The sequence below is a fragment of the Delftia sp. PX-1 genome, from assembly GCF_055797465.1.
Genome location: NZ_CP184763.1, coordinates 5,213,832 through 5,232,978, shown reverse-complemented (window position 1 = coordinate 5,232,978; position 19,147 = coordinate 5,213,832). Strand labels below are relative to the sequence as shown.

The 19,147-nt window shown below is 67.8% G+C and carries 15 protein-coding genes; 9 read left to right on the top strand and 6 right to left on the bottom strand.

Going from position 1 to position 19,147, the window contains the following annotated elements:
• Positions 1 to 37 precede the first annotated feature (37 nt).
• The 4 genes from dapA to ACN20X_RS23885 form a co-directional block, all read right to left on the bottom strand.
• Positions 38 to 934, bottom strand: a complete 897-nt coding sequence (gene dapA, locus ACN20X_RS23900; protein WP_016447627.1) for a 4-hydroxy-tetrahydrodipicolinate synthase — start codon at positions 932 to 934, stop codon at positions 38 to 40.
• A 75-nt stretch (positions 935 to 1,009) separates the two neighbouring features.
• Positions 1,010 to 1,579: a class I SAM-dependent methyltransferase gene (locus tag ACN20X_RS23895; protein ID WP_034364188.1), complete on the bottom strand. Its 570-nt coding sequence runs from the start codon at positions 1,577 to 1,579 to the stop codon at positions 1,010 to 1,012.
• A 67-nt stretch (positions 1,580 to 1,646) separates the two neighbouring features.
• Complete coding sequence (locus tag ACN20X_RS23890) at positions 1,647 to 1,796, bottom strand: hypothetical protein (protein WP_016447625.1); 150 nt, start codon at positions 1,794 to 1,796, stop codon at positions 1,647 to 1,649.
• 1 nt (position 1,797) lies between these two features.
• Complete coding sequence (locus tag ACN20X_RS23885; protein WP_017404391.1) at positions 1,798 to 3,024, bottom strand: MFS transporter; 1,227 nt, start codon at positions 3,022 to 3,024, stop codon at positions 1,798 to 1,800.
• A gap of 170 nt (positions 3,025 to 3,194) precedes the next feature.
• Between ACN20X_RS23885 and ACN20X_RS23880 the strand changes: the two genes are divergently transcribed.
• The 4 genes from ACN20X_RS23880 (at position 3,195) to ACN20X_RS23865 (ending at position 10,389) form a co-directional block, all read left to right on the top strand.
• A complete protein-coding gene (locus tag ACN20X_RS23880) occupies positions 3,195 to 5,177 on the top strand; it encodes a DNA topoisomerase IV subunit B (RefSeq protein WP_473209983.1) in 1,983 nt (660 codons plus the stop codon).
• Between the two features lie 5 nt (positions 5,178 to 5,182).
• The gene (locus ACN20X_RS23875; RefSeq protein ID WP_016447622.1) at positions 5,183 to 6,064 is read left to right on the top strand and encodes a lytic transglycosylase domain-containing protein; all 882 of its coding nucleotides are present in this window, start codon (positions 5,183 to 5,185) and stop codon (positions 6,062 to 6,064) included.
• Between the two features lie 39 nt (positions 6,065 to 6,103).
• Positions 6,104 to 8,491: a DNA topoisomerase IV subunit A gene (gene parC, locus ACN20X_RS23870; RefSeq protein WP_016451257.1), complete on the top strand. Its 2,388-nt coding sequence runs from the start codon at positions 6,104 to 6,106 to the stop codon at positions 8,489 to 8,491.
• A gap of 128 nt (positions 8,492 to 8,619) precedes the next feature.
• On the top strand, positions 8,620 to 10,389 hold the full coding sequence (locus ACN20X_RS23865; RefSeq protein WP_074920989.1) for a methyl-accepting chemotaxis protein: 1,770 nt from the start codon (positions 8,620 to 8,622) through the stop codon (positions 10,387 to 10,389).
• 40 nt (positions 10,390 to 10,429) lie between these two features.
• Here the strand turns inward: ACN20X_RS23865 and ACN20X_RS23860 are convergent, their stop codons facing one another.
• A complete protein-coding gene (locus ACN20X_RS23860; protein ID WP_012206880.1) occupies positions 10,430 to 10,888 on the bottom strand; it encodes a RidA family protein in 459 nt (152 codons plus the stop codon).
• Between the two features lie 174 nt (positions 10,889 to 11,062).
• Here ACN20X_RS23860 and ACN20X_RS23855 point away from each other — a divergent pair, with 174 nt between their 5' ends.
• The 3 genes from ACN20X_RS23855 to ACN20X_RS23845 all read left to right on the top strand — a co-directional run bounded on the left by ACN20X_RS23855 (position 11,063) and on the right by ACN20X_RS23845 (position 16,173).
• Positions 11,063 to 13,591 (top strand): DNA internalization-related competence protein ComEC/Rec2, encoded by a 2,529-nt coding sequence (locus tag ACN20X_RS23855; RefSeq protein WP_473209982.1) that lies wholly within the window; start codon positions 11,063 to 11,065, stop codon positions 13,589 to 13,591.
• Positions 13,592 to 13,734: 143 nt separating this feature from the next.
• Positions 13,735 to 15,204 carry a circularly permuted type 2 ATP-grasp protein gene (locus ACN20X_RS23850; RefSeq protein ID WP_016447617.1) on the top strand — a complete coding sequence of 490 codons (1,470 nt, stop codon included), beginning with the start codon at positions 13,735 to 13,737 and terminating at the stop codon, positions 15,202 to 15,204.
• A complete protein-coding gene (locus ACN20X_RS23845; RefSeq protein WP_016447616.1) occupies positions 15,205 to 16,173 on the top strand; it encodes an alpha-E domain-containing protein in 969 nt (322 codons plus the stop codon).
• A 62-nt stretch (positions 16,174 to 16,235) separates the two neighbouring features.
• On the opposite strand, the gene ACN20X_RS23840 is transcribed toward ACN20X_RS23845, so the two are convergent.
• Positions 16,236 to 16,778: an ureidoglycolate lyase gene (locus ACN20X_RS23840; protein WP_016451261.1), complete on the bottom strand. Its 543-nt coding sequence runs from the start codon at positions 16,776 to 16,778 to the stop codon at positions 16,236 to 16,238.
• Positions 16,779 to 16,994: 216 nt separating this feature from the next.
• On the opposite strand from ACN20X_RS23840, the gene ACN20X_RS23835 reads away from it, so the two are divergent.
• Both ACN20X_RS23835 and ACN20X_RS23830 read left to right on the top strand, forming a co-directional pair.
• Positions 16,995 to 18,329, top strand: coding sequence for an MFS transporter (locus tag ACN20X_RS23835; RefSeq protein ID WP_016447614.1), 1,335 nt, complete (start codon positions 16,995 to 16,997; stop codon positions 18,327 to 18,329).
• 86 nt (positions 18,330 to 18,415) lie between these two features.
• Positions 18,416 to 19,141, top strand: coding sequence for a FadR/GntR family transcriptional regulator (locus tag ACN20X_RS23830; RefSeq protein WP_016447613.1), 726 nt, complete (start codon positions 18,416 to 18,418; stop codon positions 19,139 to 19,141).
• Positions 19,142 to 19,147 lie beyond the last annotated feature (6 nt).

The window sequence follows — 19,147 nt, the reverse complement described above, 5'->3', positions numbered from 1 at the left end:
ATATCCTTGGTGCGTTCGGTCGGTGGGGCGGGGCGCCTCACAGCAGGCCAGCGGAGCTCAGGGCGGCTTCCACGGTGGCTTCCAGATTCTTGCTCAGGGGTGTCATCGGCAGGCGCATGGCCGGGCCGCAAAGGCCCAGGCGGGCTGCGGCCCACTTGACGGGAATGGGGTTGGCCTCGACGAAGAGGTTCTTGTGCACAGGCATCAGGCGCATCTGGATGTCCATGGCGGTGCGCACGTCGCCGGCCAGGGCCGCCTTGCACAGATCGCTCATCAGGCGCGGCGCCACGTTGGCCGTGACGCTGATGTTGCCGTGGCCGCCGCACAGCATCAGTGCCACAGCGGTCGGATCATCGCCGGAGTACACGCCGAAGCCTTCGGGCACTTCACGGATCAGCCACTGGGCGCGTTCGATGTTGCCCGTGGCTTCCTTGATGCCGATGATGGCGGGAATCTGCGCCAGGCGCAGCACGGTGTCGTGCTGCATGTCGGCCACCGAGCGGCCGGGCACGTTGTAGAGCACCACAGGCAGGTCGCCCACCGCTTCGGCAATGGCCTTGAAATGCTGGTACTGGCCTTCCTGCGTGGGCTTGTTGTAGTAGGGCACGACCTGCAGCTGGCTGTCGGCACCGACCTTCTTGGCGTAGCGGGCCAGCTCGATGGCCTCGTGCGTGCTGTTGGCGCCGCAGCCTGCCATCACGGGAACGCGGCCCGCAGCCTGCTCGACGGACACGCGGATGATTTCGCAGTGTTCCTCCACGTTGACGGTGGGGGATTCGCCTGTCGTTCCCACCACGCCGATGCAGTCCGTGCCCTCGGCCACATGCCAGTCGATGAGTTTTCGCAGCGCCGGGTAGTCAACACTACCGTCCTCGTGCATGGGCGTGATGAGGGCAACGATGCTGCCAGTGAGAGCGACGGAGGAGGATGTCATGTCCGCAAGAAAAAACGGGAAAGGATCATTCTAACGAGTGTCGGAGGCAGGCCCAAGGCGGTCGCCTGTAGGGATTCAGGCGATTGCAGAGCCTGACGCCTTCTGATGCGCCAGCATGGCCACGGGTTCCCGGCCTGTTGCATCGGGGCGCAGTGCCGCGATGCGCTGGACCATGCGATCGGGCTCGCCCAGCTGGCCGTGCTCGTAGGCCACGATGTGCCAGCCCGCGCAGGCCTGCAGCAGCTCGCCGGGCGCCAGCAGGAAATCGGGCCGGGAAGGCTTGCCGAAGGCCTCGTTGCCCTGGGCAAAGGTTTCGTACAGCAGCACGCCGCCGGGTGCCACGCTGCCCAGCAGCGCCGGCCACAGCGGGCGCCACAGATAGTGGGTCACGACCACGGCGCCGAACTGCCTGCCGGGCAGGGGCCAGGGGCCGTTTTCAATGTCGGCGCACAGCAGCTCGCCCACGCCCTGCAGGCCGGCCAGGGCCTGGGCGTCGCGGTCCACGCCCGTCACTGCATGGCCGCGTGCATGGAACCAGCGCATGTGGCGGCCAGGGCCGCAGGCCACGTCGAGCACGGTGGCCTCGGGTGCCAGAAGATGCGACCAGCGTTGGATCCAGGGCGAAGGCGGCGTGGCTGCGTGCATGTGAAATCTCGGAAATGAATTGAAAGCGGCCGCCATTGTGCCGCCAGGCCTTTGCCGCGCTTCAATTTCAGAAGCAGGCCCAGAGCTGGTCGGCCATGCCCAGCATGAACTCGGGCTGCAGATAGAGCATGAAGACCAGGCCCAGCACCAGCAGCACGGCGGCCCACAGCGCCAGCCTGCGCAGCAGCTGTGGGCGGGGCGTGGTGGCTGTCGTCATGTCAGGCCGCCGCCTGCGCCGCACGCGGCCTTGCCACCGGGGCTTCGCGTATCGGCAGGTTCAGCAGGCCGGCGGCCACGCCCAGGCCGATGGCCAGGTACCAGACCACCTGGTAGCTGCCGGTGTGGTCATATAGATAGCCGCCCAGCCAGACACCCAGGAAGCTGCCGACCTGGTGGCTGAAGAACACCATTCCGCTCAACATGGACAGATGCTGCACGCCGAAGATCTGGGCCACGGTGGCATTGGTCAGCGGCACGGTGGACAGCCACAGCAGTCCCATGGCGGCCGAGAAGATGTAGACCGACCAGGGCGTCAGCGGCGCGAGCAGGAAGAGCACGATCACCACCGAGCGCGTGAAGTAGATGGTGGACAGCAGGTAGCGCTTGGGCAGGCGCTGGCCCAGGTTGCCGGCCACGTAGGTGCCGACGATGTTGAACAGCCCCACCAGCGCCAGCGAGATGCTGGCCACCTGCGGTGCCAGGCCGTAGTCCTTGAGGTAGCTGGGCATGTGCACGCCGATGAACATCACCTGGAAGCCGCAGACGAAGTAGCCGGCCGTCAGCAGCACGAAGCTGGGCGTGCGCAGCGCTTCGGCGACGGCCTGGCCCGCGCTCTGGTCGCGCACGGGTCGGGTATTGCCGGCCGTGAAGCCCGGCTCGCGCAGGCCGAAGGCCAGCGGAATGATCATCAGGGCGCACAGCGACAGCAGCAGCAGGGCGTTGGACCAGCCGAAGTTCGAGATCAGGCTGCCTTCCACGGGCACCATGAAGAACTGGCCGAAGGAGCCCGCCGCCGCCGTCACGCCCATGGCCCAGCTGCGCCGCGCCACGGGAATCTGGCGGCCCAGCACGCCGTAGATCACGGCATAGGTGGTGCCGGCCTGGGCTGCGCCTATCACCACGCCGGCCGTCAGGGCGAACCAGGTTGTCGTGGGCGCCATGGCCATGCCGGCCAGGCCCAGCGCATACAGCAGCGCGCCCACCAGGAGCACGCGGAAGGCGCCGAAGCGGTCGGCCAGCATGCCGCCGAAGATGCCGAGCACGCCCCAGGACAGGTTCTGGATGGCAATGGCCAGCGCGAAGGACTCGCGCGTCCAGCCCATCTCCTGGGTGATGGGCTGCAGCCACAGGCCGAAGCCGTGCCGGATTCCCATGGACAGCGTCACGACTGCGCCCCCGCACAGCAGTATCTGCACCATGGACATGGGTTGGTTGTTTTTGTGCATGCGGCAAACTTTAGCGAAACTCCGGGTTTTGCGCTGCGACGCGTGGGTCGCCCATGCGCCAGCGCGGCACTTCGTAGCCCTTGGCGGCACTGGCTTTTTCGGGATAGTCAATGTCAATGACTGTGAATGTATCCAGCACTGAGCCGGGCCGCGCACTACAATCCGCCCCCATGGCAGTCAAACCATCTCCCACTTCCGCCAGCGAATACTCCGAAGGCTCGATACGCGTGCTCAAGGGCCTGGAGCCCGTCAAGCAGCGTCCCGGCATGTACACGCGCACCGACAACCCCCTGCATGTGCTGCAGGAGGTGATCGACAACGCGGCCGACGAGGCGCTGGCCGGCTTCGGCAAGAAAATCCGCTTCACCCTGCATTCCGACGGCTCCTACAGCGTCGAGGACGACGGCCGGGGCATCCCCTTCGGCATGCACCCTGAGGAAAAGGCGCCCGTGGTGGAGCTGGTCTTCACCCGCCTGCATGCGGGCGGCAAGTTCGACAAGGGCAAGGGCGGCGCCTACAGCTTCTCGGGCGGCCTGCATGGCGTGGGCGTCTCGGTCACGAATGCGCTGGCCACGCGCCTTGAGGCCTGCATCCACCGCGAGGGCAAGGTGGCCACCATCGCCTTCTCGGGCGGCGACGTGGTCGAACCCCTGCAGTCGCGGCCGCTGGCCGCGGGCGAGCGCAAGCAGGGCACGACCGTGCGCGTGTGGCCCGATGCCCGCTACTTCGAATCCTCCCAGCTGCCCATGGGCGAGCTGATGCATCTGCTGCGCAGCAAGGCCGTGCTCATGCCCGGCGTGTCGGTGACCCTGGTCAACGAGAAGACGCGCGACACCCAGACCTGGCAGTTCAAGGGCGGCCTGCGCGACTATCTGCAGCAAAGCCTGCATGGCGAGGCCGTCATCCCCCTGTTCGAAGGCGAGGGCTTTGCCGACCGCAACCACGACAGCTTTGCCGAAGGCGAGGGCGCCGCCTGGTGCGTGGCCTTCACCGAGGATGGCGCGCCGCTGCGCGAAAGCTATGTCAACCTGATCCCCACCACGGCCGGCGGCACGCACGACAGCGGCCTGCGCGACGGCCTGTTCCAGGCGGTCAAGGCCTTCATCGAGATGCATTCGCTGCTGCCCAAGGGCGTCAAGCTCATGCCTGACGACGTCTTCGCGCGCGCCAGCTACGTGCTCAATGCCAAGGTGCTGGACCCGCAGTTCCAGGGCCAGATCAAGGAGCGCCTGAACTCGCGCGATGCCGTGCGCCTGGTCAGCGGCTACGTTCGCCCTGCGCTGGAGCTGTGGCTCAACGAGCATGTGGAATGGGGCCGCAAGCTGGCCGAGATCGCCATCAAGGCCGCCCAGACACGCCAGAAGGCGGGCCAGAAGGTCGAAAAGCGCAAGGGCTCGGGCGTGGCCGTGCTGCCCGGCAAGCTCACCGATTGCGAAAGCCGCGACCTGAGCCTGAACGAGGTCTTCCTGGTCGAGGGCGACTCGGCCGGCGGCAGCGCCAAGATGGGACGCGACAAGGAAACCCAGGCCGTGCTGCCCCTGCGCGGCAAGGTGCTCAACACCTGGGAAGTCGACCGTGACCGCCTGTTCGCCAACAACGAGATCCACGACATCTCGGTGGCCATCGGCGTGGACCCGCATGGCCCCCATGACACGCCTGAGCTGTCCGGCCTGCGCTACGGCAAGATCTGCATTCTTTCGGATGCCGACGTGGACGGCTCGCACATCCAGGTGCTGCTGCTCACGCTGTTCTTCCGCCACTTCCCCAAGCTCATCGAGGCCGGCCACATCCATGTGGCGCTTCCGCCGCTGTTCCGCGTCGATGTGCCTGCGCGCGGCAAGAAGCCAGCAGCCAAGATGTACGCGCTGGACGAGGGCGAGCTGACCGCCATCCTCGACAAGTCCGCCAAGGATGGCGTGCCGCGCGAGAAATGCCAGATCAGCCGCTTCAAGGGCCTGGGCGAGATGAATGCCGAGCAGCTGTGGGAAACCACGCTCAACCCCGACACGCGCCGCCTGCTGCCCGTGCAGTTCATGAATCTGGACTTTGCGGCGGCCGAGCAGGTCGTCACCAAGCTGATGGGCAAGGGCGAGGCTGCGGCGCGCCGCGAGCTGATGGAGTTGCACGGCGACGCCATCGAAGTGGATATCTGATCCCCATGCCCCTGCGCCCGGCTGCCCCACAGCACCTTCCGCACCGCCCGGACCCTGCGCGCGCCGCTGCCGCGCGCGCGCTTGCAGCGCTGGGCGCGGCCCTGGCGCTGTGGGGGGTGGCGCAGCCCGCGCATGCCGATCTCTGGGCCTTCGTGGACGAGCGCGGCATCACGCACTTCGCCGCGCAGGCGCTGGACGAGCGCTACAAGCTCTACTTCCGCGGCTCGCTGTATGACAGCACCGAGCAGGGACTCAAGCCTCCGCTGGTGGAAGCCGAGGCCGCTGCCGACGATGACGGCGGCAGCGATGCCGGGCGCAGGCTGCAGGCGAGCACGCGGATGCAAAGCTTCTTCGACATCTCGCCGCGCTACAAGAGCGTGCGCGGCCACCTGCGCAAGGCGGCGGACCACACGGGGGTGGACTACGACCTGCTCAAAGCCGTGATTGCCGTCGAGTCGGGCTTTGACGCGCAGGCCATCTCGCCCAAGGGCGCAGTCGGCCTGATGCAGCTGATGCCCGCCACGGCCCAGCGCTTCGGCGTGGAGGCCAGCCGCCAGCGCAGCGTGCAGCAGCAACTGGCCGACCCGGCCGTCAACGTGCCGGCCGGCGCGCGCTACCTCAACCATCTGATGGGGCTGTTCCCCGGGCGGCTGGACCTGGTGCTGGCCGCCTACAACGCGGGCGAGGGTGCCGTGCGGCGTGCGGGGCAGGCCATTCCTCCCTATCAGGAAACCCGCAATTACGTGAAGGCCGTGCTCGGTATCTACGAGCAGCTGCAGGGCGGGCGCCAGCGTGCGGGCCAGGCAGCGCCTGCGGTGGCGGCACAGCCTGGCACAGCGCCCCGGATACGGATGACCTTGTCCACAGGGCTGCCATCGCCGCGATGAGCGGCCTTCACTGCATTTATTGAGATCACGAATTTCTTCATGAGCGATCAAAACACTCTGGATCTGGCCCAACAGGCGGCCGGCGATGCCCTGGACCTGGGCCAGTACGCACAGCGCGCCTACCTTGAATACGCACTGTCTGTCGTCAAGGGCCGGGCACTGCCCGATGTCACCGACGGCCTCAAGCCCGTGCAGCGGCGCATTCTGTACGCCATGGACCGCATGGGCCTGAGCTACAGCGGCCCCAACCACAACACGGCGGCCAAGCCCGTTAAAAGCGCGCGCGTGGTCGGCGATGTGCTGGGGCGCTTTCACCCGCACGGCGACCAGTCGGCCTACGACGCGCTGGTGCGCATGGCCCAGGACTTCAACCAGCGCTATCCGCTGGTCGATGGCCAGGGCAATTTCGGCAGCCGCGACGGCGACGGCGCAGCGGCCATGCGCTACACCGAGGCGCGCCTGTCCAAGATCACGGGCCTGCTGCTCGACGAGATCGACATGGGCACGGTGGACTTCGTGCCCAACTACGACGGCAGCACGCAGGAGCCGCAGCAGCTGCCCGCGCGCCTGCCGTTCGCCCTGCTCAACGGCGCCAGCGGCATTGCCGTGGGCCTGGCCACGGAAATCCCCAGCCACAACCTGCGCGAGGTGGCCGACGCCTGCGTGGCCCTGATCAAGCGGCCGCAGCTCAGCGACGAGGAACTGTTCCAGATCATCCCCGGCCCCGACTATCCGGGTGGCGGGCAGATCATCAGCAGCGCCTCCGACATCCAGGATGCCTACCGCACGGGGCGCGGCAGCCTCAAGCTGCGCGCGCGCTGGAAGATCGAGGAGCTGGCGCGCGGCCAGTGGCAGATGGTGGTGACCGAGCTGCCGCCCGGCGTCTCGGCGCAGAAGGTGCTCGAAGAGATCGAGGACATCACCAATCCCAAGGTCAAGACCGGCAAGAAGGCCTTGAGCCAGGAACAGACCCAGCTCAAGGCCAGCATGCTAGCCGTGCTCGACGGCGTGCGCGACGAGTCCAGCAAGGATGCGCCCGTGCGCCTGGTCTTCGAGCCCAAGACCGGCAAGGTGCCGCAGCAGGAGCTGGTCACGGCGCTGCTGGCGCACACCAGCCTGGAGTCGTCCAGCTCCATCAACCTGACCATGATCGGCCTGGATGGCCGGCCGGTGCAGAAAAGCCTGCGCCTGATGCTCGAGGAATGGATCGCCTTCCGCCAGACCACGGTCACGCGGCGCAGCCAGCACCGGCTGGCCAAGGTGCTGGACCGCATCCACATCCTCGAAGGCCGTCAGGCCGTGCTGCTGAACATCGACAAGGTCATCGCCATCATCCGGGCCAGCGACGAGCCCAGGCAGGCGCTGATCGATGCCTTTGCGCTGTCCGAGCGCCAGGCCGACGACATTCTGGAAATCCGCCTGCGCCAGCTGGCGCGGCTGGAGGCCATCAAGATCGAGCAGGAACTCAAGGAACTGCGCGTCGAGCAGGGCAAGCTCGAAGACATCCTGGGCAGTGATAGCGTCATGCGCCGCCTGATCTGCAAGGAGATCGAGGCCGACGCCAAGCAGTTCGCCGATGCGCGCCGCACGCTGATCCAGGAAGAAAAGAAGGTGGTCGCCGAAGTCAAGGTGGTCGATGAGCCCGTGACGGTCATCATCTCGGACAAGGGCTGGGTGCGCACGCGCCAGGGCCATGGCGTCGATGCGGGCACGCTCAGCTTCAAGGCCGGCGACAGCCTGCACGGCACCTTCGAGTGCCGCACGGTGGACCAGCTGCTGGCCTTCGGCAGCAATGGCCGGGTCTATTCGGTGCCGGTGTCGCAGCTGCCCGGCGGGCGCGGCGATGGCCAGCCCGTGACCACGCTCATCGAGCTGGAGGCCGGCACCCAGATCCTGTACTACTTCGCGGGAGCCGAAGGAACGGCGCTGCTGCTGTCGGGGTCGGGCGGCTACGGCTTCGTGGCCATGGTGGGCGACATGGTCTCGCGCCAGAAGGCGGGCAAGGCCTTCGTGACGCTGGCCGACGGCGAGACGCTGTGCGCCCCGTCCACGGCCTACGGCGTGCCCATGGGTGCACGCGCCGAGCCGCAGGAAGGCGAGCAGGGCGCGGGCCTGCTGCTGCCGGCCACGCATGTGATCTGCGCCTCCACGGGCGGCCGCATCCTCACCTTCGAGATCGCCAGCCTCAAGCACATGGCCAAGGGCGGCCGCGGGCTGATGCTGCTCGACCTGGAGGACAAGGACACCCTGGCGGGCGCTGCCGCCTACACGCGCAGCATCCGCATCGATGGCCTGGGCCGCGGCGGCAAGGAGCGCAGCGAGACGCTGGAGATCCGCAGTCTCAACAATGCCCGTGGCACGCGCGGCCGCAAGGGCAAGTCGGCCGACCTGGGCTTCAAGCCGCAAAGCGTGACGCGCGTGGAGTAAAGAGCGCATCTGCCCCTGCAATGCCTTCCGCGAAAGGGGCGGATCAGGGGTTTTCTCTGGGTTTTTCCGGCCTCCGGGCCCTGCTGCAGGCCTCAACATGGAGTCTTCCAACATGAGGGAGACTGCATATGCTGCGACTTCGCATGGCACACAAGCTGTGGCTTGCCGTGGCCGCCATCGTGGTGGCGCTGGTGGGCGTGGTCGGCTTGTCGGGTTATCGCTCGGCCCAGGTCCAGGCCCGGTCCGAGGCCGTCACCCAGGAGATGCAGGCGCGGGTCCAGGCCGCCGTGCGCTGGATGGGGCTGACCGAAACCAATGCGGCCCGCACCCAGGCCCTGGTGGTCAGCAGTGATGCTGCCGTCGAGGCCGAGTTCAAGGACGTGATCAGCGCCACCTCGGCGCGGATCACCGAAGTGCAGAAATCACTGGAAGCCATGCCCCTGTCCGACGCAGACAAGGCGCAGATGGCCAGGATTGCGGCAGCCCGCAAGACCATGATCGAACTGCGTGCCCAGGCACGCCAGCTCAAGGCCGACGGCCGGCAGGAGCAGGCGTTGGCCCTGGTCAAGCAATCCTACAACCCTGCCGTGGATGCCTATCTGCAGTCGCTGCGCGACTTCGTGCAGATGCAGGAGCAGGTGGTGCGCAGCAGCCAGGAAGAGACGGCAGCCTCGCGCAGGCTCACCGTGGGTTTTGCCGCTGCGGCCGTGGGCGTGCTGCTGCTGTGCATCGTCATCGGCGCCCATTTCCTGATTGCCAGCATCCGCCGTCCCCTGGCCCAGGCCAGGGAACTGGCCGAACGCATTGCCGCAGGCGACTTGAGCGCAGCCGCGCAGGGACAGACACAGCGCGCTGACGAATTCGGCGACCTGCTGCGCTCGCTGCAGGCCATGAGCGAATCGCTGTCGGGCATGGTGCAGCAGGTGCGCCAGAGCACGGACAGCATTGCCATCGCCAGTGCCGAGATTGCCACCGGCAACCACGACCTGTCCGTGCGCACCGAGCAGACCTCCAGCAACCTGCAGGAGACCGCTGCCGCCATGGAGCAGTTCACCAGTACGCTGCAGCAAAGCGCCAGCAGTGCGCAGCAGGCCAGCAGCCTGGCGGCGGGCGCGTCACAGGTGGCCCAGCGCGGCGGTGAGGTCGTGGCCCGGGTGGTCGAGACCATGAAAGGCATCAACGACAGCAGCCGGCAGATTGCCGACATCGTCGGCGTCATCGACTCCATTGCCTTCCAGACCAATATCCTGGCGCTGAACGCCGCCGTGGAGGCGGCCCGCGCCGGCGAGCAGGGCCGGGGCTTTGCCGTGGTGGCCAGCGAGGTGCGCACGCTGGCCCAGCGCAGCGCGGCGGCTGCCAAGGAGATACGCCAGCTCATCGGCGCTTCGGTGGAGCGGGTGGAGGACGGCGCCCGCCTGGTGGGCGATGCCGGCACCACCATGGAGGGCATCGTGCAGTCCGTGCAGCGCGTGGCCGACACCATCGGCGAGATCACGGCGGCCTCTTCGGAGCAAAGCGCGGGCGTGGCCCAGGTCAATCAGGCCGTGGGACAGCTGGACCAGATGACGCAGCAGAACGCGGCCCTGGTCGAGCAAAGCGCGGCCGCGGCGCAAAGCCTGCGTGAGCAGGCCGAGCAGCTGTCGCGGACTGTGGCGGTGTTCAAGGTGGCGCACCTGGCGCCCTCGCCGACGACGCTCGCAAGGCAGGCTGCGCCGGCGGTGCGCACTGCGCACAGCGCGGCCGCAGCGCCAAGGCGGCCGGCAGCAGCCGTGGCGCCTGCGGCTGTCGGGCCGGTTGCCGCGCGGCCTGCTGCAGCAAGGGAGGCGGCGCCCAAGCTGGCCTCGGCGCCCCGGCCCGCCGCACCGGCAGCCGAGGATGGCCAATGGGAGAGTTTCTAGCCGCCTGCGAGCACGGCGGCGCCGTGCGGCGGCATGCCGATCAGGCCAGTTCGGCGATCAGCTCGATTTCCACGCAGGAGCCCAGCGGGATCTGGGCCACGCCGAAGGCGCTGCGCGCATGCGTGCCGGCATCGCCGAAGACCTGGCCCAGCAGCTCGCTGCAGCCGTTGGCCACCAGGTGCTGCTCGGTGTAGTCGCCCGTGGAGTTGACCAGGCACATCAGCTTGACGATGCGGCGCACGCGGCCCAGGTCGCCGCCGGCGGCGTGCTGGAGCGTGCCCATCAGGTCGATGGCGATGGCGCGCGCGGCCTGCTGGCCGTCGGCAGTCTGCAGATCACGGCCCAGCTGGCCTGCCCAGACCTTGCCGTCCTTGCGTGCGATATGTCCGCTCAGGAACACCAGATTGCCCGTCTGCACATAGGGCACGTAGGCCGCCGCCGGGATGGCAGGCGACGGCAGTTCGATGTTCAGGGCCTTCAGTTGTTCGTAAACGCTCATCGTTGATTCCTTCGAGACAAGAAAAATCCGGCGCCAGTGCCGGGGTGGCGGACAGTGTGACACAGCCCCCGTGCACCCTGGCATGTCAGGGGATGGGCATGCGCCAGTCTGATTCTTGTCCGAATCTGAGTCGGAGCACGGCGGCTTCGAGGCACCTGCTTCTAGCATGCCTGGATGCGCGCTGTGGTCCCTGCACCCACTCCTTCATCGTCTTCGTGGACGCCGTGGCTGCTCGGCTGCGTGGTCGGTGCCGCCTGGCAGGTCACGCAGCCGCAGCTGTGGCCGCTGTGGATGTATCTGCTGATGATGGGCCTGGCCTTGCTGGCCTTGCTGTGTCTGTCAGGACAGGTCCGGCCGGCCCGGGCCGGCGGCCGCCGCGGCGCGGTCAGCGGCCTGTGGGTCGCCGCTTGCGCAGCCTCGCTGGTGGCCGGCCTGACAGGCTGGCGTGCCCAGGACTTTGCGGGCCACGCGCTGTCGCCGCAGCTGGAAGGGCGTGACCTGCGCATCGTCGGCGTCGTGGCATCGCTGCCCCAGAACATGGCCCAGGGCGTGCGCTGGCGCATGGCCGTGGAGCAGGCGCAGATCGCGGGCCGCGAAGAGGCCCTGGCGCCGTTTCCCGGGTTGATCGAGCTGTCCTGGTACGCAGCCCGGGGCCGGGCGTCCAAGGGCGCCGCAGAGTCGCTGCCCGTCTTGCGCCCGGGCCAGCGCTGGGACCTGTCCGTGCGGCTCAAGCGCCCGCATGGCGCGCGCAATCCCCACGGTTTCGACTATGAGCTGTGGCAGTGGGAGCAGGGCGTGCAGGCCACGGGCTATGTGCGCGAACAGCCAGCGGCGAGCCTGCTGGCCGACACCGGCGCCTACGCCCTGCAGCGCTGGCGCCAGCAGATGCGCGAGGCCATCGTGAACCGGGCAGCCGCACTCGCGCAAGCCATGCAGCGCGTAGGCATGGACCCCGCGCAGTCGCCGCGCATGCTGGGCGTGGTGGCCGCCCTGGCCATGGGCGATCAGCAGGCCATTGCGCGTGACGATTGGACGCTGTTCCGCCATACCGGCGTGGCCCATTTGATGAGTATTTCCGGACTGCATATCACCCTGTTCGCATGGCTGGCTGCGCTGGTCGTGGGGCGACTGTGGCGTTGCAGTGCCCGGGCCTGCCTGTGGTGCCCGGCACCGCAGGCGGCGCTGCTGGCCGGCGTGCTGCTGGCGGGCGGCTACGCCCTGTTCAGCGGCTGGGGTCTGCCGGCGCAGCGCACGGTGTGCATGCTGGCAACGGTGGCCGCGTTGCGCGTCACAGGGCTGCGCTGGCCCTGGCCCGCCGTGTGGTGCCTGGCGCTGGCCGTGGTTGTCGTGCTCGATCCCTGGGCCCTGTGGCAGGCGGGCTTCTGGCTGAGTTTTGTGGCCGTGGGCGTGCTGCTGGCGACCGATGCACGCATGCAGGGCGCGGTGCGGCCGTCGCTGCCCGCCCGTGCCCTGGCGTTGTGGGGTGAGCAGTGGCGCATCACTCTGGCGCTGGCGCCGCTGGGGCTGATGCTGTTTGGCCAGCTGTCGCTGTCGGGGCTGCTGGCCAATCTGGCCGCGATTCCCTGGGTGACTTTCGTGGCCACGCCACTGGCCTTGCTGGGGGCCTTGTGGCCCCCGTTCTGGACGGGCGCGGCGCTGGCGCTGGCGCCGCTGCTGGAACTGCTGCAGTGGCTGGACCGGTGGGGCTGGGCCGTGTTGCAGCTGCCGCAGCCGCCGCTGTGGGCGGGGCTGGCTGCGCTGGGTGCAGGCCTGGCGCTGGTGGCTCCGGTGCCGGCCGGATGGCGTTGCTGGGGCCTGGCCATGTGCCTGCCGGCCCTGTGGTGGCCGCCGGCCGCACCGGCACATGGCGAGTTCGATTTGATGGCCGTGGACATAGGCCAGGGCAATGCCGTGCTGCTGCGCACGGCCCGGCACGCCCTGCTGTATGACACGGGTCCGCAGTACGGCATGGACAGCAATGCCGGCGAACGGGTGCTGGTGCCGCTGCTGCAGGCCCTGGGGCTGCGCCTGGATGCGCTGTGGCTCAGCCACCGCGACGGCGACCATACGGGCGGTGCCTTGGCCGTGCATGCCGCGCAGCCGCAGGCCGAGGTCTGGGGATCGGACTCCGTGATCCTGGACCCCGCTCTGGCCGGCCTGGGCGCCGTGCGCCGATGTGAGGCCGGCCAGCAGTGGGAGTGGGATGGCGTGCAGATGCAGGTGCTGCATCCACCCGCGGGCGAACCGCTGCCGGCCGCGCAGGCCCTGGCCCACGCCAATGCGGGCAGCTGCGTGCTGCTGCTGCGTTCGGCATCCGGGGTGCAGGCCTTGCTGGCCGGCGATATCGAGGCTGCACAGGAAAGGGCGCTGGCGCAGGCCGGCGCCTTCACGCCCGTGCAGTGGCTGCTGGTGCCGCACCACGGCAGCCGCACCTCATCGAGCACCGCTCTGGTGCAGGCCCTGGCACCGCGCTGGGCCATGGTTCAGGCGGGATACCGCAGCCGTTATGGACACCCGGTCCCCGAGGTGGTGCGGCGCTATGAGGCCAACGGCTCCAGTGTGGTGCAGTCGGCCCGCTGCGGCGCAGCGCATTGGCGCTCTGCCGATCCCGCACAGCTGGTCTGCGAGCGCGAGCGGGCGCGCCGTTACTGGGACATGCATGTCACGCACGTCAGGCACATCACGCAGAGGCAGGGCGGATAGGACGGGTGCCGATGGCCGCGCAGCCGGCATATGCTGGATACCGCTTGTCCGGATTGAGGTTACCTATCGCTACACTGGTGCGATACGAGGGCTGGCCCGCAGCTTGCTTTACCTCGTACACATGCAGCGACAGGAGGTGACGAATGCATCCATTTGACGAGATGTACACGATGACGCCGTTCGACGGCAGCGATGTGCGCCTGCACTACAAGGACTATGCGCAATGGCTTGCGCGCCAGTCCGAACAGACGCTGCGAGCGCGCAGCGCCGAGGCCGAGATCATCTTCCGGCGCGTAGGCATCACGTTCGCCGTCTACGGCGACAAGGATGAAAGTGGCGCCGGCACCGAGCGCCTCATTCCCTTCGACCTGATTCCGCGCGTCATCCCGTCCCATGAATGGGAGCGCATGCAGGCAGGCCTGGTGCAGCGCGTGACGGCGCTCAACCGCTTTCTGCACGACGTCTACCACGACCAGGAAATCCTGCGCGCGGGCCTGCTGCCGCGCGAGCTGGTGCTGAACAACAGCCAGTACCGCCCCGAGATGCGGGGCCTTGCCGTGCAGGGCGGCATCTACGCCCACATCGCCGGCATCGACATCGTGCGTGCCGCCAATGCCCAGGGCGAGGGCGTGTACTACGTGCTGGAGGACAACCTGCGCGTGCCTTCGGGCGTGTCTTACATGCTGGAGAACCGCCGCATGATGATGCGGCTGTTCCCCGACCTGTTCTCCCGTCATCCCGTGGAGCCCGTGGCCCACTATCCCGACATGCTGCTGGAGACGCTGCGCGCCAGCGCTCCGGCCGGCACGCCCGAGCCCACGGTGGTGGTGCTCACGCCCGGCATGTACAACAGCGCCTACTTCGAGCACGCCTTCCTGGCCCAGCAGATGGGCGTGGAGCTGGTCGAGGGCCAGGACCTGGTGGTGGACAAGGACGTGGTCTACATGCGCACCACGCGCGGCCTGCAGCGCGTGGACGTGATCTACCGGCGCGTGGACGATGATTTTCTGGACCCCGAAGTCTTCCGTCCCACCTCCACGCTGGGCTGCCCCGGCCTCATGCGCGCCTACCGCGCGGGCAACGTCAGCATCTGCAATGCGGCGGGCACGGGGGTGGCCGACGACAAATCGGTCTATCCCTATGTGCCGGAGATGATCCGCTTCTACCTGGGCGAGGAACCCATTCTGCAGAACGTGCCGACCTGGCTGTGCCGCAAGCCCGACGACCTGCGCTACGTGCTCGACCACCTGGATGAGCTGGTGGTCAAGGAAGTCCATGGCGCCGGTGGCTACGGCATGCTGATCGGGCCTGCTGCCTCGCGCGGCGAGATAGAGGATTTCCGCCGCGCGCTCATCGCCAATCCCGGCGGCTACATCGCGCAGCCCACGCTGGCGCTGTCCACCTGCCCCACCCTGGTGGAGCAGGGCATCGCGCCAAGGCATATCGACCTGCGTCCCTTCGTGCTCAGCGGCAATCAGGTACGCATGGTGGCCGGCGGCCTCACGCGCGTGGCGCTCAAGGAAGGCTCGCTGGTGGTCAATTCATCACAGGGCGGCGGCACCAAGGACACCTGGGTGCTCGGGGCCGGTGAGTCAAACGAGGGAGGACATTGAATGCTCAGCCGTACTGCCGATCATCTGTACTGGATGTCCCGCTACACGGAGCGTGCGGAGAACACTGCCCGCATGCTCAACGTCTCCTATGACACTTCCATGCTGCCCCAGGCGCCTCAGGCGGCGCGCAAGGCCTGGCAGGGCGTGCTGTCCATCAGCGAGCTGATCCCCGCCTATGCCTCCCGCCACGGCGAGGTGCAGCGAGAGGCCGTGCTGCACTTCATGGTGCGCGACGAGAGCAACTCATCGTCCATCGCCTCCTGCCTGCGCGCTGCGCGGGAGAATGCGCGTGCCGTGCGCGGGGCGCTGACCACCGAGGCCTGGGAGACCCAGAACCAGACCTGGCTGGAACTCAAGCGCCTGCTGGCCGAGGGGGACTGGGAGCGCGATCCGGGCCAGTTCTTCGAATGGGTCAAGCACCGCTCGCACCTGTCGCGCGGCGTGACACTGGGCACCATGCTGCAGGACGAGGCCTTCCACTTCCTGCGCCTGGGCACCTTCATCGAGCGCGCCGACAACACGGCGCGCCTGCTGGACGTGAAATTCCACGCCATCGAGCGCGACTACCATGGCAGCGCGCGCAACGGAGCGTCGGGCAAAGGGGCCACGCCCTTCGACTTCTACCACTGGAGCGCGCTGCTGCGCAGCGTCTCGGCCTTCGAGGTCTACCGCAAGGTCTACCGCGACGTGATCACGCCCGAGCGCGTGGCCGAGCTGCTGATGCTGCGCAGCGACATGCCGCGCTCGCTGCTGGCCAGCATGCTGGAAGTGGTGGCCAACCTGGAAAGCGTGGCCAACGACCAGTCGCGCGAGACCCAGCGCAAGGCGGGCCGCCTGCTGGCTGACCTGCGCTATGCGCGCATCGACGAAATCCTGGCCACGGGCCTGCACGCCTATCTCACGCAGTTCCTGGATCGCGTGCACGACCTGGGTCAGGGCATCAGCCGCGACTTCCTGGTGCCTGCCTGAGCCGCCGTCGCCCAATGAACAAAGCCGCCCTCGGGCGGCTTTGTTCATTGGGGCAGGGCCATTCAGTCCTGCGCGCTGTCCAGCTCCAGCACAACGCCTTCGGCATCGCCGATGGGCACCACGTCGCAGTTGTCGCCAGGGCCTCCCCGGTCCACCACGATGAAGCGCGCGGGCGCGTTCAGGGCAATCAGCGAGTGGTGCCAGACGCCGCGGCGGTAGTTCACGCCCTGGCGTCCGTTGGTGATGAAGGCGCGCAGGTCGCCGGGCGCCACCTGCTCTCCCAGGGGCGCAACCACCACGATGAAGGGCTGGGCGTCCAGCGGCATGAAGGCCTGGCTGCCCAGGGGATGGCGCTCCATGCTCGTCAGCTGCAGGGGCAGCGCATAGGGGCGGGCGTGGAACAGGTTGATCAGCGCATGGCCCTCGCTGCCGCCCGTGTCCACGCGGGCCAGGGCATGGTAGCGCTCGGTCATGCCGTCATTGATCAGCAGCGGCGTGTGGCCTGCACTGTCGATGACCTCGCCAAACTCGGCAAAGGCTTCGGCGGTCAGCGGTTGGACGCGCAGGCGAAGGCGGGCGGGGCGGGTTTCTGACAAGGTACTCACGAAGTATTGCCTCTTGTTTTCATACTGGTATTACCAGTTTGCTGTTGCCTGGGGATTTTGTCAAACCTGAGTGACGCCAGCCTATGTCCTGCGCGTCATTTGCGGTGGTTCGGGTAAATGCGAGTGTGCATTGGCCGGCGGGGAGGGCAACATTCGCTCCGTATTTTCAGACCGGTCATACCAGTTGATCGCAACCCTTCAACCAAGGACTTCCTGATGTCATCACTTCCCGCATCCGCCGAGGCCGCCGGCGCGGCCCCGGCGCTGTCCAGCGAAACGCCGGCCGAGGCAGCCGTCTACCGCAAGGTGGCCTGGCGCCTGCTGCCCTTCATCATGGCCTGCTACGTGGCGGCCTATCTGGACCGGGTGAACGTGGGCTTTGCCAAGCTGCACATGCTGGCCGACCTGCAGTTCAGCGAGGCCATGTACGGCCTGGGCGCGGGGCTGTTCTTCATCGGCTATTTCTTCTTCGAGGTGCCCAGCAACATGCTGATGCACCGCATAGGAGCCAAGGCCACCATCTCGCGGATCATGATCATGTGGAGCCTGATCTCGGCGGCCATGATGTTCGTGACCACGCCCACGCAGTTCTACGTGCTGCGCTTCCTGCTGGGCGCGGCCGAGGCCGGTTTCTACCCCGGCATGATCCTGTACATGACCTACTGGTTTCCCTCGTACCGGCGCGCCCGCATGGTGGCGCTGTTCATGTGCGCGATCCCGGTCTCGGGCATCCTGGGCGGACCGCTGTCGGGCGGCATCATGGACCTGATGCAGGGCGTGGCGGGGCTGCGCGGCTGGCAATGGCTGTTCCTGATCGAGGCCATTCCCTCGCTGATCCTGGGCCTGGCCGTGCTCTGGTACCTGGACAACAGCATCCGCGCAGCGCGCTGGCTGACCGAGGCGGAAAAGACCCTGCTGGAGCGCAACATCGCTCGCGAGAACGCCAGCAAGAGCGACAGCCACGTCACGCTGCGCGCACTGTTTTCCGACCCGCGCATCATCAAGATGGCCATGATCTGCTTTTGCACCGTCATGGGCCAGTACGGGCTCACGTTCTGGCTGCCCAGCCTGATCCGCCAGTCGGGCGTGGAGGGTGCCTTCCAGATCGGCCTGCTGACGGCCGTGCCGTTTTCGGTGGCCGTGGTGTCCATGAACCTGGTCAGCCGCAGCTCGGACCGCATGCGCGAGCGCCGCTGGCACCTGATCGTTCCGTTCTGCGTGGGCGCGGCGGGCCTGATGCTGTCGGCCATCTTCAGCGGCAACGTCTACCTGTCGCTGGCCGCCCTGGCGCTGGCCGCGGGCGGCAGCCTGGCAACCTCGCCACTGTTCTGGAGCCTGCCCACGGCCATCCTGTCCAGCGCAGGCGCTGCGGCCGGCATTGCGCTGATCAACTCCTTCGCCAACCTGGCCGGCTTCATCAGCCCCTACATGATCGGCCTCATCAAGGATGCGACGCAGAGCACCAATGCGGCCATGTTCGTGCTGGCCGGCGTGCTGCTGTTCGGGGCCTTCCTGACCTATACCGTGCCCGCCAAACTGGTCAACAAGTAGCGCCGGACAGGGCGCGTGAACCGGCGGGCGAGGCGCGCAGTCGCTAAGATCGGCGCACCGCCCCCGGGCCAGAGATCCGCCAACGCATGGAACCCAGCACCGCCATCAGCACACCCGCCGGCAACCCTGCCAGCACCGCCGTTGCCGGCAATGCCGCCCGCGTGATCCGCGAGTGGATCGAGGGCGGCGTGTATCCGGTGGGCTCGCTCCTGCCTTCGCAGCGCGACCTGTCGGAGCAGTTGGGCATCAGCCGCACCTCGCTGCGCGAGGCGCTGTCCACGCTGCAGGGGCTGGGCCTGGTCGTGGCCCGGCCTGGCAAGGGCATGTACGTGACCGAGGCGCCCGAGGCTGCGGCCGCAGACGCCTGGCGCTTTGCCGACTCGCATGCGCTCACCGATGTCTATCAGCTGCGCTACGCGCTGGAGGGCTTTGTGGCGCGCCTGGCGGCCCTGGTGGTGCAGCCTGAGGATGTGCAGGCCCTGCAGGCCAATCTGCAGGCCATGCAGCAGAGCATAGAGCGGGCCGATTTCGTGCAGGCCACGCGACTGGATTTCGAGTTCCACCTGCAGATCGCCACCATCTCGGGCAACCATGCCATCGCCGACGTGCTGCGCGGCAGCGGCGAGGTCATGCAGGAAAGCCAGCGCCTGCCGTTCTACAAGCGGGGCGCACGGCATGCGACCACCGAGGAGCATGCGGCCATCATCGATGCCCTGTCCCGCGGCCATCCCGAACTGGCCCAGCAGGCCATGGCCACCCACATCGTGCAGGCGGCCCAGCGCGCGGGCGTGCACTTTCCCACCGGCCTGTAGGCACGC